The following is a 15,966-nucleotide window of genomic DNA, read 5'->3' as shown; positions in this document are numbered from 1 at the left end:
GTCAGCGCGTGATCCGGTTCACATGGCCCATCTTGCGGCCCGCTTTGACCTCGGCCTTGCCATAGAGGTGGAGCGCTGCGTTGGCCTCGCGGGCGATCTCCTGCACTCGCTCCATGTCGTGACCGATCAGGTTCTCCATCGTGACGTCACTATGGCGGGTGCCGTCGCCCAAAGGCCACCCGGCAATTGCCCGGACATGCTGCTCGAACTGATCCACCGCGCAGCCATTTTGCGTCCAGTGGCCGGAGTTGTGCACGCGCGGGGCGATTTCATTCACGACCAGCCCTTGCGGCGTGACAAAGAGCTCCACCCCCAGAACGCCGATATAGTCGAGCGCATTCAGGAGCTTGGCGGCGACCAGCACGGCGTCTGCCCGCTGCTTGGCCGACAGGCGCGCGGGCACGGTGGTGCTGTGCAGAATGCCGTCGCGGTGCACATTTTCACCGGGATCAAAGCAGGCCACCTCACCGCGCGCGCTGCGCGCGGCAATCACGGAGACCTCATGGCTGAAGGTCACAAACCCTTCCAGAACTGCAGGGGCCCCGGCCATATCCGCTAACGCCTGCGGAGCGTCCTCGGGGGTTGAGAGCCGGGCCTGCCCCTTGCCGTCATAGCCAAAGCGCCGTGTTTTGAGGATGGAAGGCGTGCCGATTTCCGCCAGCGCCACCGCAAGCGAAGCGGCATCTGAGATGGCGGCAAAGGGGGCGACCCTCAGGCCGAGGTCTTGAAGGTAGTTTTTCTCCGTCAGCCGGTCCTGGCTGACGCGCAGAGCCTCCCGGCCGGGCCGGATCGGCACGATCGCCTCGAGGATGTCCAGCGCCGAGGTGGGAATATTCTCGAATTCATAGGTGACCACATCGACGCTCTGCGCAAAGCCAATCAACGCGGCGTTGTCTTCGTAGTCGGCTCTTGTGACGCGGTAGGCCGTGTGGCCGGCCGGGGGCTCGGTTCCGGGGTCGAATATGTGGCACTTCAAGCCCAACCGTGCAGCCGCAACCGCCAGCATCCGGCCCAACTGTCCGCCGCCCAGAATGCCGATGATCGCCCCTGTCCCGAGCGGCTCAGTCATCGACGGGGACCTCGGGGATCGAGGCCGACAGGCGGGCGCGCCAGGTCTCCAGCCGTGTGGCAAGATCGGTGTCATGCAAGGCCAGAATGCCTGCCGCCATCAGCCCCGCATTGGCAGCTCCGGCGGCCCCGATGGCCATGGTGGCGACGGGGTATCCGCGGGGCATCTGCACGATCGAATAAAGCGAATCAACGCCGGACAGCGCTTTGGTCTGAACCGGGACACCGATCACCGGCACCCGGGTCTTTGAGGCCATCATGCCGGGCAGATGCGCCGCGCCGCCCGCCCCTGCGATAATGACTTGAAGGCCCCGGTCGACCGCGCCCGTCCCATAATCCCACAAGCGGTCCGGTGTGCGGTGGGCCGAGACGATGCGCTGTTCATAGGTAATGCCCAGATCGTCCAGAACCTGGGCGGCCTCGCGCATGGTGGGCCAGTCCGACTGACTGCCCATGATGATCCCAACGGCGGGAGTGCTCATGTCTTAAGGCCCTTTTACTGCCTGTTCTTCGAAGTGCCGCACTATAGTCAAGCGCGCTTGAGGCGCAATGCGGGTTGCGCGTTCAGGCAATGATATCCGGGGTCAACCTGTCCTCGATCAGGGCGATGAGGTCCTTGAGGCGCAATTTTCGCTTTTTCAGGCGCTGCAGGGTCAGTTGGTCCGCGGTGTTCTTTTCAGCAAGGGCCTGGATCGCGTCATCCAGATCCCGGTGCTCCCGTCGAAAAACAGCAAGCTCGACCCGCAAGACTTCATCCGTTTTCATCGACAGATCGGTGGGAGCATTCATTGGGGTGTGATTCCACTGTTTGGACTGCGCCCAATATAGGGCGTTGGACCGAAACCGCCTAGCCCTTGCGTTCGCTCAGAAGGCTTCCCATATTGGTGGTGTCGGTTGCCGAAACGGGACCGGCGCGTGACTGTCGCTTGATCCATAAGGACGTGTCGTATGACCAAAATGACTCTCGGAGCTTATCCCCACATGCTGGGGTTCGAGCAGCTTGAAAGATTGCTGGAACGGGCCGCGAAATCCGGCAACGAAGGCTATCCGCCTTTTAATATAGAACAGACTTCGGACTTTTCCTACCGCATCACGCTCGCAGTTGCCGGGTTTGCGGATGAGGACCTGTCCATCACGGTTGAGGATCGCCAATTGGTGATCCGCGGACGGCAGAGCGATGACAGCGAGGGCCGCGTGTTCTTGCACCGCGGGATCGCCGCACGCCAGTTCCAGCGCAGTTTTGTGCTGGCAGATGGGGTGGACGTGGGCGAAGCCGTGATGGAAAACGGGTTGCTTCACGTCGATTTGACCCGAGAAAAGCCACAATCAGTTGTTCAAACGATTAACATCAGGAAAGGGTAACGAGATGCAGGAACCATTTGAAACAACACCAGATGAAAATCGCATTGTTTACGTGAAAACAGTGGATGTATCGGATTTGCCAAGCGAAGTGCAGGGTAAGATCGAAGGGCTGGAACAGCTTTATGCCGTGCATGACAGCGATGGCCAGCAGCTTGCCTTGGTTGCCGACCGCAAGCTGGCCTTCCGTCTGGCGCGCCAGAACGATTACGCGCCTGTACCGGTTCACTAGACCCCGCACACCGCAAAGCCGCAGGTCGATCCCTGCGGCTTTGCGCGGCGTCTAAGCTTTCGCCAGAAGGACCGGTAACCCGCCTTTGGGTTTCGGTATCGGCATCCGTTGCCAGGCCGGCGTGCCCTGTGGCAAAGCGATACGACGCTGGCGCAAGAGTGTTGCCATGAAAAGCTTTACCTGCATCGTGGCAAAATGCATGCCGAGGCATTTGTGTGCCCCGCCGCCAAAGGGGGACCATGCAAAACGGTGTATGCGGTCTTCGGCCCGCTCGGGCGAAAACCGGTCGGGGTCGAACACGGTTGGATTGGTAAAGAGATCGGGGGACAGCATCGTGACGCCGGGATTGAGCGCCAGCGAGGTGCCCGCCGGGATGTCAAACCCTTTCCAGTGAAAATCACGGGTTGCCATGCGCGGGATGAAGGGGACGGGCGGCACGAGCCTAAGTGCCTCGCGAAAAACCTTGTCGGTCTCAACCATCCTGCCAAGCGCCTCTTCATTGAGCGGCGCGTCGCCCAGGCTCTCTACCTCCTCAACCAAGCGCTGCTGCCAGTTGGGATGGGCGCCGAGAGCTGCCATCATCACGGTCATCGAGGTGGCGGTGGTGTCGTGCGCGGCCATAATCAGCAGGTTGAACTGGTTCAGGATTTCATCCTCGCTCCAGCCGTGGCCGTCCTCATCTGTCGCCAGACACATCTGCGAAAAGAAATCATCGCCGCCTGCTGCGCGCCGCTCCGGGATCATTTTGCGAAAGGTCTCCCGCAGAAAGTCGCGCCCGCGCACCCCGTGCCACATGGGCGTCAAGGGGATCGGCTGGCGGATCAGCGTGACGGAGGCACGGATCTCATCGGTGATGGCCCGGTTGATTTTTTTTGCCAACGCGCCGTCAAGCGGCAGACCCATGAAAACCGCCCCGCCCATGCGCAGTGTCAGCGATTTTATAGCGGTGTAGAAATCAAACGGTCGGTCGTCCGGCCATGTGGCGATCAGGTCCGCCATCACATTGCCCATCCGTTCGCGGTAGTCGCGGATGGCAGAGGCCCGAAAGGCCGCCATCATGATCCGGCGGTTTTGCCGGTGGCCGTCAAAGTCCTGAAGAATCAGGCCACCGGGATAAATGCGTTGCAGCGCGTCCCACCCCCCGGCGGAGGAAAAGATTTTTTCCTTGTCCAAAAGCACATATTCCAGCGCCTCGGGGCCGCACAGGTTGACACGCCAAACCCCCAGCATTTTTGTTTTGTAAACGGGACCGTAGCGGCGGATGTAGTCCTGCTGCGTGCCGTAGCTGTCTTTGGCAATCTTCAGGGTATGGCCGATGATGGGGGGCACAGGAGGGCCGGGGATATGGGACAATGCGGCTCGGCTGGGCATGGATGACCTCGCTTGAAGGGGGCTGGACCTTGTGCCGATTGGCACATCAAGCGTTATCCATCAGGCGGATGAGAGCCGCCTTAAACCACCGTGCGCACGCAACACCCCCCCTGAGGGGGGGGGCATCCTGCGGTCCCGATGTCGATTACTCGGCGGCGGCGACGTCTTCTGAAACCGGGGTGTCGGCTTCATTTTCCGCCAAAAACCGCTCCGCCTCAAGCGCGGCCATGCATCCCATCCCTGCTGACGTTACCGCTTGGCGGTATTTGTGGTCGGTCAGATCGCCCGCCGCAAAGACGCCGGGGATCGACGTCTCGGTGCTGTCGGGTTTTGTCACCACATAGCCGCCCATGTGGGTTTCCAGCACGTCCTTGACCAATTCGTTGGCCGGCGCATGGCCGATTGCCACAAAGACGCCCTTGGCGGGGATTTCGGTGATCTCACCGGTCTTGGTATGCTTGACACGCACCGCCTCAACGCCCAGGGGGTTCTCGGTCCCCACAACTTCGTCGAGTTCGTGAAACCACAACGGCTCGATCTTGGGGTTTTTCATCAGTCGATCGATCAGGATCTTCTCCGCACGCAGCTCATCGCGGCGATGTACAAGAGTGACCTTTGAGGCGAAATTGGTGAGGAAAAGCGCTTCTTCGACAGCCGTATTTCCGCCCCCGATGACAACGATCTCCTGCCCTCGGTAAAAAAACCCGTCACAGGTCGCACAGGCGGAGACACCAAAGCCTTTGAACTTCTCCTCCGACGGCAGCCCCAGCCATTTGGCGCGCGCGCCGGTCGCCAGGATCACGGCATCGGCCAGATAGGTTGTGCCACTGTCCCCGGTTGCCACGAAAGGGCGCTGGTCGAGGGTCAGATCGGTGATGATGTCGCCGATAATCTCGGTGCCCATGGCTTTGGCATGCTCCTGCATCCGCACCATGAGGTCAGGTCCCTGTACTTCGGTATCACCGGGCCAGTTCTCGACCTCCGTGGTGGTGGTCAACTGGCCGCCAGGTTCGATCCCCTGCACCAGAATGGGGTTTAGCATCGCGCGGCTGGCATAGACCGCAGCCGTGTACCCGGCTGGACCGGACCCGATAATAAGAACGCGTGTGCGCCGTGTAGTCCCCATGAGAATCCCCAATCTTAATCTGAGCAGCAGGTTGGGATATATAGGTGTCCTTTTCCAGCTTAAACCCCCCGGTGCCTGCGTCTTGTGCATGACGGAGTTGCGGTGGTTCGAAATGCTAGAAAGAATCTTGCGTGTTTGCGAAACATTATTGCGCGTCTTGCCGGTGGTGTTATAACAACCGAAAATTCCGGGGGAGATATGGCAACGATGCGTTTAGATCCGATTGACCGAAAGATTCTTGCAGAACTGCAGGCGGACGGTCGCATGACAAATGTCGAGTTGGCAAAGCGCGTGGGCATTTCTGCGCCGCCCTGTCTGCGCCGGGTGCGCACACTTGAAGAGGCCGGATACATCAAAGGGTATCATGCCGACGTGGATGCGCGTGCGCTCGGGTTCGAGGTGCAGGTTTTTGCGATGGTGGGGCTTGCGAGCCAGGCCGAAGCGGACCTGACGGCCTTTGAGGATCGTTGCCGCGCCTGGCCTCTGGTGCGCGAGTGTCACATGCTCAACGGCGAGGTGGACTTCATTCTGAAATGTGCCGCCCCCGACCTTTCGAGTTTTCAGCGCTTTCTGACCGGCGAATTGCTGACCACCCCCAACGTGGCCAGCGTCAAGACATCCTTGGTTATTCGCGGGGCCAAAGATGACCCTGGCGTGCCCTTTGAGGTGCTTGAAGAGCGTCTGGCCGCCTCTGCCTAGCCTATGCGGCAGACTGGCCCTTGTCGTCCGTTGCGCGCGGATAATGCAACGGACCGAAGTCGCTCAGCAGCGTAATATTCGGAAAGAGCGACAAGAAGGTCGTGCGCAGGGTCTGGGAAAGATGCCTCAGCGATGTGGTGCCGGGATGATAGCTCTCGACCTCCAGCCCGTTTGCCATGAGAGCGGCGTGCTGGCGCAGAGCCACGTGGAACAACCGCACTGGAGCTGGCGGCAGGATATCAACCACGCTCACACCATCCACAAACCGCCCGGTCGGTGTCATCATCCCGTTTGGTGCAACGGCGGCCCGCAAATCAGGTGGGGTTTGCAGGACACGCGCGGCGGGGCCAAGATTGATAGAGTTCTCGGGCCGGTTCATGCCGAAAGTATCCGCCATGACGCGGACAATAGGGGCGTGACCTGCCGGATCGCCGGCGGAAAAGGTCGTTGACCCGATCCAGGTGACCTGCTCCGGCGTGCCATTCGCAGTCATCAGCCAGTCGCCGGGCAGGAGGTCTTCGACAGCGACAAACCCCTGCTCAGCCTGAAAGAGGGTGCCTTGTGCAAAGGCGGCAAAGACCTTGTCAAAATCTGGAAGCGTTGGAATTTTCCGTTGCCCGGTCACGATCGTGCCGTCACATTTGAGTGCAGAGATGTCGGCAATGCGGATGCCAAACGCGGGTCTCGGCACCAGCTCCGACCGAGCGCTTGTGTCCGTAAATCCGGGAGATTGCAGATCAGCCTGCTCAGGCTGCGGTGTGCGAAGCATGGGGGTACTCATCAAGCGCCTTTTCCAGAAAGGTCACAGCCCGCGTCGACCCCACCGACGAGCACGGAAAGGACCGGTTACAGTTCTCTCGTGTCTACCTGAAGACAACGAGGCCTGTTTACACCCAAATTGTCAAAAATTTGCATCAATTGTTCCGCAAGCACTGAAAGTAAACTCAACTGACGCTGATTTGTTTCGCAAAAGCCGGGTCGATGGTCACAATGTGCTGAACGAAATCACCCTTCCAGGCGAATCGCTGGAAGGGTGATTTACGGTCTTGCGACTTTGGAGGGCGGGGTTACCCGGTCCTGTGGACGTCGTGTGTCTGTTGCTGTCGTTCTGCACTTTGCTCTTGTCTATCTCTGCCCCGCGTCCAGGGCATCCGCACATCCGTTGCCTCGGATGTTGCGATGCCGGACTTGATGAAACGGTCGTTGAGTTTCATGGGTCTTCCTGCTCTGTCTTGCACTTTGTCAGTTTCGCCTATCGTCGAACATTAAATTGTCTGAGCATTTAGGCCGGTTTGGGGCGAAACAGAAAAAAGTTTAAAAAAATACAAGTGACCTTGGATTCAATTTTGAACGATTTGCCCTATTTTGGGGAATGTTGGGATGAGCGTTGTTTTCAAGGCGATTAAGGCGCAAAAACCGCCCGTTTGGTTATCAATGGTGCTGAAATCGACTGATTGTTTACCCGAATTGTGGCGCTCAGGTGGCAAATTATGCCTTAGTTTTGCCTTGAATGGCCGCGTTTCACAGCCGGATCGCGGCAATCAAGCGGCCATAGTCAGCCTCTTTTGCGTGCGTCGTGCGGCGGTAGGAGTAAAACCGCTCCGGATCAGTGTAGGTGCAATGGCGCGTCCACTCCGCCGTGCCGACGCCTGCCTCCCGTAACCGGTGCAACCCAAAGCCTGGCAGGTCAAAGTGCATCCGATCCCCGGCACCATTGGCAAAGAACCTTGCATAGCCGCTGTCTGCAGCCATGAAAGTATCAAAGAATTCAGGCCCGACCTCATACGCGGCCTGCGAAATGCTTGGGCCGATGACTGCGCGGATCGATCCGCGCTGCGCACCAAGCGCCTCCATCGTGTCCAGCGTTGCCTCCAAGATACCGTCAAGGGCCCCGCGCCAGCCCGCATGCGCGGCCCCGATCACCCCTGCGCCCGGGTCCGCAAAAAGAACCGGCTGGCAGTCTGCCGTCAGCACGGAGAGCGCAAGGCCGGGGGTTTTGGTGACAATCGCATCGGCGCGCACCGGTGTGTCGAGCGGTGCCTCGGCAGCGACGGCCTTGGCGGAATGCACCTGATGCACCCCTGTCAACTTGTCTGGCCCAACCCCCAGGGCCTGAGCGACGCGGGCGCGGTTGATCGCCACGATCTCGGTTTGGTCAGAGCTGCCGTAGCCGCAATTCAACCCGGAAAAAACGCCAGATGACGCGCCCCCGCGTCGGGTAAAAAATCCGTGTCGAACCGACGACAAACAATCGGCTGTCAGAATCTCAAGCGTCATACGTCCAATCCCGGCGGAGGGTCCTGGCCCTGTGGAAAGAGGCCCAGCACTTTGAACAGGTTTCCCATTTCGTCGGGGTGCGTCAAGCGCCGATGTGCGCGGATGTGCTGTTCCAGCGGCTGTCCCGTCAAGTTGGCGGCGAGTGTCTGGGCCCGCTGTGTGATCCCCAGCCGTTCAAGGAATACACCCTGCGGGGTCAGCTTGGTGAAGGCACAGTGTGAGGCCTCCGCCAAGGCTTCAAAGTCCACATGGGCTGTCAGATCACATGTGCCCGGAGCGCTCAGCACGTCTTGAGACTGGTGGCCCCGCAGGGCCTGCAAGGTATCGCCAAGGCTCCGCCAGTCGCCGTAGTCGATCAGGATCGCCGCCCCCCTCTGGCTCTCGATACGCGTGCTGATCGCAGTGATGATTGGGGCCGTCATCGGACAGTGTTCGACCAGATCACCGTCCTGTGTATCTGCCATCCGCCGATCCAGCGCGGGTTGCGCGGTTTCGGGCCCAAGACCGAAGGTCAGCGATCCGTCAGCCACACCGATCTGACGCTCTCTCCAAGCAGTGGGGGTGCGCAGGAACTGGCGGATCGGCAGCGCGTCGAAGAACTCGTTGGCGACGAGGAAGAGGGGAGCGTCAGGCAAATCCCCGGCAGAGCGCAGGAAGTGAACGGGATGTTCCTCAAGGCTCTGGCGCTGGATTTCTTGCAAGCGGGATGACGCTTCGACCAGCGAAACCTGTGCTGCTTTCCGAAAGCCCGGTATCCGGGAGGTTGCGCGCAGGATATCGGCCATGAGCGTGCCGCGTCCGGGCCCCAGTTCCGCCAGGGTGAAGGGGGCTGGACGGCCCTGGTCAACCCATGTTTGCGCCAGACAGAGGCCAATGACTTCGCCGAACATCTGGCTGATGTCCGGTGCGGTGATGAAGTCTCCCTCTGTGCCAAAAGGGGTCTGCGTCGTGTAGTAGCCAAGCGTTGGATGCAGCAGGCATTCGGCCATGTAATCCGCCACACTGATAGGGCCGCTTGCCAGAATGCGCCCCACGATGTGGTCGGTAAGGGTCATGCGGCTGGGCGGGCCCGAAAGATGAGCCACAGCCCCAAAAGGATCATCGGCGTCGAGAGGATCTGCCCCATCGTCAGACCCCAGCCACCGACATGCCACGCAAGGCCCAAAGGGTTTTCGGGGGTGATGAACTGCGCATCCGGTTGGCGGAAAAACTCGACGAAAAAGCGCGCCATGCCATAACCGGCAAAGAATGTGCCCGCGATCAGTCCCGGTTTTTTCAGCGCCCCGCGCCACCAGACGAGCCAGACGAGCAAAAGGCCGAGCACCAGACCTTCGAGCCCCGCCTCGTAAAGCTGTGAGGGATGGCGGGCGCAAAGGCCTTCGACGCCCGCGCAATCCTGCGCCGCAGCCCCCGGAAAAACCACACCCCAGGGCATCTCTGTCGGGCGGCCCCAGAGCTCACCGTTGATGAAGTTTGCCACCCTGCCCAGCAGCAGCCCGGCAGGGACGCCAAGAGCGATCAGATCGGCCGTGCTCAGCTGGGCGATCTGATGGCGCTTTGTGTATATCCACCCCGCACAGATTACCCCAAGTAAGCCACCATGGAACGCCATGCCCCCCTGCCAGACCGCAAGGATTTCCGCTGGGTTTTGCAGATAGTATCCCGGCTGGTAGAAAAACACATAGCCCAGCCTGCCGCCCAGAATGATGCCGAGAATGATCCAGGTCAGCAGGTCTTCGATCTGTGCCGCGCTCATGACGGGTGTTTCTGCGCGCCACAGGTTCGGCTGACCAGCCGCCCGCACCGCCAGCCGCCAGGCCACCACGATGCCCACGATATAGGCCAGCGCATACCAGCGCAGCGCCAGCTCAAAGCCGAAGACGGTGATCGAAAAAATCTCTGGTGAGATATCCGGAAAGGGGATCATGGCACGCATGGGGCATGCATGCCCCCGGTCATCGGCGGAAGTCAACCTTGCACATAAGGGGGTACGGGTCCATATAAAGGTCAGGCAAATCGGAGACAGCACATGCAAACGCGCAACAAGATGTTCGATGACATTTCGCAACTGATGACAAATGCGATGGGCGTGGCTCAGGGCGCGCGCGACGAAGCTGAAACAGCGATAAAAAGCATGATGGACCGCTGGTTGGCAGATCGCGATTTTGTGACCCGTGAAGAGTTCGACGCTGTTCGCGCCATGGCCCAGAAGGCGCGGGAAGAGAACGAGGCGCTCAAGGCACGTCTTGACGCGCTTGACGCCAAGGATTGATCCTGCGCTGATCATGTGGATATGACCCGCCTGTGCGGTCGGGTGATCCTTTCGCAACGTCTTCCTCCTGTATTTTATGAACGTTTGGTTACCGCCAGCGGCCTTTTGCCGTGATTTCTTAACACACGCCGAGAAATTGGGCCGGTTTTTGGGCTATCCACAACTTATTGTGTTTACCCACAAGAATAGGGGTTGCCAGATGCAGTTTGAGACCGCACCATATATTGTAGCAGATCGGGGGATCGCCCCGCACTGTAGAGCAGGCACCTAGGATTGGGGGCTGTCAAAAGCCTCAATCGCTAGAGCGATAAAAAGAGGTGGCACCATGGCCTTGTCCGAACAATACCTTGAAGACGACATTCACCCCATCGACATCGTTGAACATCTGGCAGCTCACCACGAGTGGGATTTTGACCGGATTTCCGACGAGCAGATCGCCATGGCGGTGGAGGGTCAGTGGCGAACCTATTCGCTGACCCTCGCGTGGTCGGCTTATGACGAGACGCTCCGCATGGTTTGCACCTTCGACATGGAGCCACCGGACGCAAAGCTGCCGGGGCTTTTTGAACTCCTCAACCACGTGAACGACCAATGCTGGGCGGGTGCATTTACCTATTGGGAAGAGCAGAAACTGATGGTCTATCGGTATGGTCTCATGCTCGCAGGGGGCAATGTGGCCAGCGCCGAGCAGATCGACACGATGATTACCGCCGCCGTCATGAGCGCGGAGCGGTATTACCCTGCGATGCAACTGCTGATCTGGGGCGATCAGTCGCCACAGCAGGCATTGCAGGTCGCCATTGCAGAGGCATACGGTCGCGCGTAACACTTTCCTCCGAAATATCTGATTTCGGGGGAGGTGCCTTCATGAAAGACAGCAGAATAGCAGCCGGTGGGCTGGTGCTTCTGGGCTGCGGTAAAATGGGATCCGCGATGCTGGCCGGCTGGCTCGAACAGGGCCTGCCGGTTGGATCCGTCTGGGTGGTCGATCCAAATCCCTCGGAATGGTTGCAAGGCACGGGCGTGGATCTGTCGGGCAATCTGCCTGAAAGACCGGCCATCGTGCTGGTCGCGGTCAAGCCGCAAATGATGGCAGAGGCGCTGCCGACGCTGAAGCGGATGGGCGATGGAGACACGCTTTTCGTCAGCGTCGCGGCGGGTATAACGCTTGCCTATCTTGAAGGGATTTTGGGGGCGAACACACCGGTTGTGCGCGCAATGCCAAACACTCCTGCGGCCATTTCTCAGGGGATTACGGCCATTGTGGGCAATAGTGCAGCGGGTGCAGACGCCATGGCGGAAGCGGAAACGCTTTTGGAGGCTGTCGGCCAGGTTGTCCGCCTGGAGGATGAGCAACAGATCGACGCGGTGACAGGGGTCAGCGGATCAGGTCCGGCCTATGTGTTTCACATGATCGAAACCATGGCGGCGGCGGGTGAGGCACAGGGGCTGGACGCGGAGATTGCCCTGCAGCTTGCCAAAGCAACCGTCGCAGGCGCAGGTGCTCTGGCGCTCACTGCGGAGGAAAGCCCGGCGCAATTGCGGGTGAATGTGACCTCGCCGAACGGGACCACCCAAGCCGCTCTTGAGGTCTTGATGGACCAGGAGCAGGGGTTTCCCGCTCTTTTGGCGCGGGCGGTCGCGGCTGCGGCAGATCGGTCGAGGGAACTGGCAAATGGATGAGATTACTTTTGACGACTTCATGAAGGTTGATGTGCGCACGGGCATCGTGACCCGCGCCGAACTCTTTCCCGAAGCGCGCAAACCCTCGCTCAAGCTTTGGATCGATTTTGGGCCGGAGATCGGCGAAAAGAAGACATCCGCCCAGATCACGGTACATTACACCCCGCAGACCCTTGTCGGCAAACAGGTGATGGCGGTTGTGAACTTTCCACCGCGCCAGATCGGACCGTTCATGTCCGAAGTGCTGGTGCTGGGTGTGCCGGATAAGGACGGTGCAGTGGTGCTGCTCAGCCCGGACCAGGACGTTCCTGCCGGAGGGCGCATGCATTGACCAGGGTTCTGATGACACGCCCCCTGCCTGAGAGCGTACAGGCCGCAGCCCGCGCAACCTATGATCTGACGGTCCGCGACATCACAACGCCAATGTCGCACGATGAAATGTGCGCCGCCCTGCGCGATTATGACGGTGTGGTGCCGACGCTGGGGGATATGTTCTCGGCAGAAGTTTTTGCGGCTGTCGACGCCCCGATGTGTCAGGTTCTGGCCAATTTCGGCGTGGGCTATAATCATATCGATGTGGCGGCGGCCAAAGCCGCGGGGATCGCGGTCAGCAACACGCCCGGCGCTGTGACGGATGCGACTGCCGATACGGCCATGTGCCTGATGCTGATGAGCGCGCGCCGCGCAGGTGAGGGGGAGCGGATGGTGCGGGCCGGCGATTGGACCGGCTGGCACCCCACGCAGCTTTTGGGCATGCATCTGAGCGGCAAGACCGTAGGGATTATCGGTATGGGGCGCATCGGGCAGGCGATTGCGCGTCGCTGCCACTTTGGCTTTGGCATGTCTGTCGCCTACCATAGCCGGTCTCGCAAGGAGTTGGATTTTCCAGCGCAGCCTGCAGCAGACCTCCTGTCTCTGGCTGCTGCGGTTGATGTTCTTGTGATTGCTGTGCCAGGCGGTGCCGAGACGCATCATCTGGTCAACGCCGAGGTGCTGGCCGCGATGCAACCGCACGCCCATCTCATCAACATCGCGCGGGGTAACGTGGTGGAAGAGGCAGCCCTTGTCACAGCCTTGCAGCGCGGCCAGATCGGGGGCGCCGGACTGGATGTCTATGAATTTGAACCGACCGTTCCCGACGCTCTGATTGCGATGGAAAACGTCACGCTGCTACCCCATCTCGGCACCGCCGCGCTGGAAGTGCGCGAAGATATGGGGATGATGACCCTAGCCAATCTGGACGCCTTTTTCGCCGGTGACCCTCTTCCGAACGCGGTATGAGACTGGCCAATCCGCGGGTCTTATCTGGGCGGGCAGGCCCGACCCTGCAGACTTCGCGGATTGGATGTGTCAGAGCCTTGCAGGTACGCCGCCTAGGACGTTGAGGCTCTGTCCCCCACCGCTTCGCGCCAATGGCGGCGACAGAGCGAGACATAGGTCTCATTCCCGCCAATCTGAACCTGCACGCCATCCTTCAGGGCAATGCCATCGGCGTCTTGCCGGATGACCATGGTGGCTTTCTTGCCGCAATGACAGATGGTTCGGACCTCCCGCATCTCATCCGCAAGGGCGAGCAGTGTGGCTGAGCCCGGGAAGAGCTTGCCACGAAAATCGACCCGCAGACCAAAGCACATGACCGGGACCTTCAGGTCATCGACTGCACGGGCCAGTTGCCAAACCTGTGCCTCGGTCAGGAATTGCGCCTCATCCACAAAGACGCAAGCGACAGCGCTTGTCTCCAGGCGCGCGGTCAGCCTGGCAAAGAGATCATCGGTGTCATCAAAGGTATCGGCTGGCTCCCCGATGCCGATGCGCGAAGCGATGCGCCCGTCGCCTGCCCGGTTGTCGAAGCGCGCGGTCAGCAGGTAGGGCGCCATCCCGCGCTCTTTGTAGTTGTGTGCGGCTTGCAACAGGACGGTCGATTTACCCGCGTTCATCGTAGAGTAGTGGAAATAGAGCTTGGCCATGGCGCTTGATAAGCACACGGGCGGGGCGCTGCAAGCGCGGGCCGTATCGGGAACAGGCCATCGCGCGACTGTCATTGTGGACTGACCTGCCGGTTCCCAGTCGGCAGAACGCGAAGTGGCCCCTAACCAAAACCGGCGGCGGGTCTTGCCGGTTACTCGTCATCCCCCGAACAGCTGGGATTATTGTTATAAACGACATTTCCCAAACATCTGATTAATGGGTGAAAGCGTTGCGTTCTGGCCGTAAAGAGGGCGTAATCGGTGCCGCATAGAGGAGACCCATGGATGACAGCTGTCGGCGGATATCTGAAAAAGCACACCGAAACACTGGTGAAAGACGTCGGCATCGAACAGGCCTGCGCCCTGACCGGAAAATCCAAGGCGACACTGGGGCGGTATTATTCGGATCATGACGAGCACCGAGATCGCTTTATGCCAATCGAAGCGGTGGCGCTGCTAGAAAAGGCGGCGCGGTATCCGCATGTCACCGGGGCATTGGCAGAGCTTTCAGGCACCTCGCTGCACTACGACGAACGGCGTCCCAATCAGGAGCGTCCGGGCGGCGTCAACGCTGATGTCATCGCCCTCAGCCAGCGCTTTGCGATGCTGATGGCAGAATATCAGCAGTCCATGGACGACGGTAAAATCACCGTGACCGAGGCCAAACGTCTGCTGAAAGAAACAACCCTGCTGCAACAGGTCCTGATCGACATCAAGCTGCATCTTGAGCAGGACCACGGGGCGGTGTGATCCTTTGCCGGCATCTTTACCCGTGTCTTTGGAGCACAACGGACCCTACAGAATACCCTGCACCGAATGAGCAGATCAGGCCCGTATCGCCTTCTGTCAAATCCGAGGAGTATTTGGAAAACGCGATGATCGACCCGGCGGAAGACGTGTTTGCATAGTCCTGCAGGATGTTAGGCTGCTCATGCGCCTTTGGTGTGCGGCTCAGAACCTTGCGGCCAATGAAATCATTCATCGTCTTATTGGCCTGATGCAGCCAGAGCCTTTTCAGATCGTCCGCCGCAACCCCTTCTGCCGCCATATGCGCTGCGATGTGATCGGAGACCATTGGCAGCACTTCCTTGAAAACCTTGCGTCCGTTTTGCATGAACTGCATGTCGCGCCGGTCTGCCATGCCGGCAGGACGGGATCGCCGCAGATATCCGTTGTTGTTGCGGATGTTATTGGAGAAAACCGTCGCACAACGTGTGGATTTGACCTCAAAGAACGCGCCTGAGGCCGCCTTAGCCCGTTCGATGAAGGTTGCTGTCGCCACGTCACCGAAAATGAAATGGCAATCCCTGTCGCGCCATTCCAGGTGGGCCGAGCAAATCTCGGGGTTGATGACCAATGCGCCGCGGATGCTGCCCGAGCGGATCATGTCTGCCGCGGCCTGAATGCCAAAAGTGGCGGACGAGCAGGCGACATTCATGTCAAAGGCAAAGCCCTGAACGCCCAGAAGCTCCTGTATTTCGATCGCAACCGCTGGGTAGGCCCGCTCCATGTTGGACGCCGCACAGATCACCAGATCGACGTCGGTGGCCGTTTTTCCCGCCTCCGCAAGGGCCTTGCGGGCCGCATCAAGCCCCATTTCGGCCATCAGAGAGGGGGCCTCATCTGCACGTTGTTCGAGCAGCGGGTGCATGACGTGCGGGTCGAGAATTCCAGATTTGTCGATCACATAACGTTGCTGAATGCCCGAAGCCTTGAGGATGAACTCCTCGGAGGAGTATTCCTTTGCTGCCAGCCTTCCTGCCGCGATGTCAGCCGCATGATCAGCGTTGTAGAGGTCCACATAGGCGTTGAAGGCCGCAACCAGTTCGGCGTTGCTGATCGTGTTTTCCGGTGTAAAGACACCGGTTCCGGTAATCGCTGGTGTATGCATATCTGGCCTCTGACAATCCAG

General features: G+C 59.7%; 20 protein-coding genes. 9 read left to right on the top strand and 11 right to left on the bottom strand.

What is annotated here, in order from left to right; genetic code table 11:
• Nucleotide 1 precedes the first annotated feature (1 nt).
• The 3 genes from H7847_RS01235 to H7847_RS01225 all read right to left on the bottom strand — a co-directional run bounded on the left by H7847_RS01235 (nucleotide 2) and on the right by H7847_RS01225 (nucleotide 1,857).
• On the bottom strand, nucleotides 2–1,069 hold the full coding sequence (locus H7847_RS01235) for a 5-(carboxyamino)imidazole ribonucleotide synthase (RefSeq protein ID WP_227267561.1): 1,068 nt from the start codon (nucleotides 1,067–1,069) through the stop codon (nucleotides 2–4).
• A complete protein-coding gene (purE, locus tag H7847_RS01230) occupies nucleotides 1,062–1,550 on the bottom strand; it encodes a 5-(carboxyamino)imidazole ribonucleotide mutase (RefSeq protein WP_227267560.1) in 489 nt (162 codons plus the stop codon). The genes H7847_RS01235 and purE overlap by 8 nt, the downstream gene beginning before the upstream one ends.
• Before the next feature lie 82 nt (nucleotides 1,551–1,632).
• On the bottom strand, nucleotides 1,633–1,857 hold the full coding sequence (locus H7847_RS01225) for a YdcH family protein (RefSeq protein WP_227267559.1): 225 nt from the start codon (nucleotides 1,855–1,857) through the stop codon (nucleotides 1,633–1,635).
• A gap of 159 nt (nucleotides 1,858–2,016) precedes the next feature.
• Between H7847_RS01225 and H7847_RS01220 the strand changes: the two genes are divergently transcribed.
• Nucleotides 2,017–2,430 (top strand): Hsp20 family protein, encoded by a 414-nt coding sequence (locus tag H7847_RS01220; RefSeq protein ID WP_227267558.1) that lies wholly within the window; start codon nucleotides 2,017–2,019, stop codon nucleotides 2,428–2,430.
• Nucleotides 2,431–2,434: 4 nt separating this feature from the next.
• Nucleotides 2,435–2,659 carry a DUF1150 family protein gene (locus H7847_RS01215; RefSeq protein ID WP_227267557.1) on the top strand — a complete coding sequence of 75 codons (225 nt, stop codon included), beginning with the start codon at nucleotides 2,435–2,437 and terminating at the stop codon, nucleotides 2,657–2,659.
• Nucleotides 2,660–2,710: 51 nt separating this feature from the next.
• Here the strand turns inward: H7847_RS01215 and H7847_RS01210 are convergent, their stop codons facing one another.
• Nucleotides 2,711–4,012 (bottom strand): cytochrome P450, encoded by a 1,302-nt coding sequence (locus H7847_RS01210; RefSeq protein ID WP_227267556.1) that lies wholly within the window; start codon nucleotides 4,010–4,012, stop codon nucleotides 2,711–2,713.
• A 163-nt stretch (nucleotides 4,013–4,175) separates the two neighbouring features.
• Complete coding sequence (gene trxB / locus H7847_RS01205; protein ID WP_227267555.1) at nucleotides 4,176–5,156, bottom strand: thioredoxin-disulfide reductase; 981 nt, start codon at nucleotides 5,154–5,156, stop codon at nucleotides 4,176–4,178.
• A 198-nt stretch (nucleotides 5,157–5,354) separates the two neighbouring features.
• Between trxB and H7847_RS01200 the strand changes: the two genes are divergently transcribed.
• Nucleotides 5,355–5,855 (top strand): Lrp/AsnC family transcriptional regulator, encoded by a 501-nt coding sequence (locus tag H7847_RS01200; protein ID WP_227267554.1) that lies wholly within the window; start codon nucleotides 5,355–5,357, stop codon nucleotides 5,853–5,855.
• A gap of 1 nt (nucleotide 5,856) precedes the next feature.
• Here the strand turns inward: H7847_RS01200 and H7847_RS01195 are convergent, their stop codons facing one another.
• From H7847_RS01195 to lgt, 4 genes are all read right to left on the bottom strand, one after another.
• Nucleotides 5,857–6,624: a Hint domain-containing protein gene (locus H7847_RS01195; RefSeq protein ID WP_227267553.1), complete on the bottom strand. Its 768-nt coding sequence runs from the start codon at nucleotides 6,622–6,624 to the stop codon at nucleotides 5,857–5,859.
• A 752-nt stretch (nucleotides 6,625–7,376) separates the two neighbouring features.
• A complete protein-coding gene (gene pgeF / locus H7847_RS01190; RefSeq protein WP_227267552.1) occupies nucleotides 7,377–8,132 on the bottom strand; it encodes a peptidoglycan editing factor PgeF in 756 nt (251 codons plus the stop codon).
• The gene (locus H7847_RS01185; RefSeq protein ID WP_227267551.1) at nucleotides 8,129–9,187 is read right to left on the bottom strand and encodes a class I SAM-dependent methyltransferase; all 1,059 of its coding nucleotides are present in this window, start codon (nucleotides 9,185–9,187) and stop codon (nucleotides 8,129–8,131) included. Before H7847_RS01185 ends, pgeF begins: the two co-directional genes overlap by 4 nt.
• Nucleotides 9,184–10,068: a prolipoprotein diacylglyceryl transferase gene (lgt, locus tag H7847_RS01180; protein WP_227267550.1), complete on the bottom strand. Its 885-nt coding sequence runs from the start codon at nucleotides 10,066–10,068 to the stop codon at nucleotides 9,184–9,186. Before lgt ends, H7847_RS01185 begins: the two co-directional genes overlap by 4 nt.
• A gap of 93 nt (nucleotides 10,069–10,161) precedes the next feature.
• Here lgt and H7847_RS01175 point away from each other — a divergent pair, with 93 nt between their 5' ends.
• The 5 genes from H7847_RS01175 (at nucleotide 10,162) to H7847_RS01155 (ending at nucleotide 13,368) form a co-directional block, all read left to right on the top strand.
• Entirely contained in the window at nucleotides 10,162–10,404 is a 243-nt protein-coding gene (locus H7847_RS01175) for an accessory factor UbiK family protein (protein ID WP_227267549.1), read from the top strand.
• Nucleotides 10,405–10,729: 325 nt separating this feature from the next.
• Nucleotides 10,730–11,230 carry a type III secretion system chaperone family protein gene (locus tag H7847_RS01170; protein WP_227267548.1) on the top strand — a complete coding sequence of 167 codons (501 nt, stop codon included), beginning with the start codon at nucleotides 10,730–10,732 and terminating at the stop codon, nucleotides 11,228–11,230.
• A 41-nt stretch (nucleotides 11,231–11,271) separates the two neighbouring features.
• The gene (gene proC, locus H7847_RS01165; RefSeq protein ID WP_227267547.1) at nucleotides 11,272–12,087 is read left to right on the top strand and encodes a pyrroline-5-carboxylate reductase; all 816 of its coding nucleotides are present in this window, start codon (nucleotides 11,272–11,274) and stop codon (nucleotides 12,085–12,087) included.
• Nucleotides 12,080–12,418, top strand: coding sequence for a tRNA-binding protein (locus tag H7847_RS01160; RefSeq protein WP_227267546.1), 339 nt, complete (start codon nucleotides 12,080–12,082; stop codon nucleotides 12,416–12,418). Before proC ends, H7847_RS01160 begins: the two co-directional genes overlap by 8 nt.
• Before the next feature lie 11 nt (nucleotides 12,419–12,429).
• Nucleotides 12,430–13,368: a 2-hydroxyacid dehydrogenase gene (locus H7847_RS01155; protein ID WP_227267545.1), complete on the top strand. Its 939-nt coding sequence runs from the start codon at nucleotides 12,430–12,432 to the stop codon at nucleotides 13,366–13,368.
• A 92-nt stretch (nucleotides 13,369–13,460) separates the two neighbouring features.
• Here H7847_RS01155 and H7847_RS01150 read toward each other — a convergent pair whose 3' ends face one another.
• Nucleotides 13,461–14,054: a thymidine kinase gene (locus tag H7847_RS01150; RefSeq protein ID WP_227267544.1), complete on the bottom strand. Its 594-nt coding sequence runs from the start codon at nucleotides 14,052–14,054 to the stop codon at nucleotides 13,461–13,463.
• Nucleotides 14,055–14,339: 285 nt separating this feature from the next.
• On the opposite strand from H7847_RS01150, the gene H7847_RS01145 reads away from it, so the two are divergent.
• Nucleotides 14,340–14,804: a hypothetical protein gene (locus tag H7847_RS01145; protein ID WP_227267543.1), complete on the top strand. Its 465-nt coding sequence runs from the start codon at nucleotides 14,340–14,342 to the stop codon at nucleotides 14,802–14,804.
• Nucleotides 14,805–14,820: 16 nt separating this feature from the next.
• On the opposite strand, the gene H7847_RS01140 is transcribed toward H7847_RS01145, so the two are convergent.
• The gene (locus H7847_RS01140; RefSeq protein WP_227267542.1) at nucleotides 14,821–15,945 is read right to left on the bottom strand and encodes a beta-ketoacyl-ACP synthase III; all 1,125 of its coding nucleotides are present in this window, start codon (nucleotides 15,943–15,945) and stop codon (nucleotides 14,821–14,823) included.
• Nucleotides 15,946–15,966: the final 21 nt, after the last annotated feature.

Origin of the sequence: Roseobacter weihaiensis (genome assembly GCF_020622345.1) — a bacterium.
GTDB lineage: Bacteria > Pseudomonadota > Alphaproteobacteria > Rhodobacterales > Rhodobacteraceae > Roseobacter > Roseobacter weihaiensis.
The sequence above is the reverse complement of the archived record's forward strand: the minus strand, read 5'-3'. Positions and strand labels throughout refer to the sequence as shown.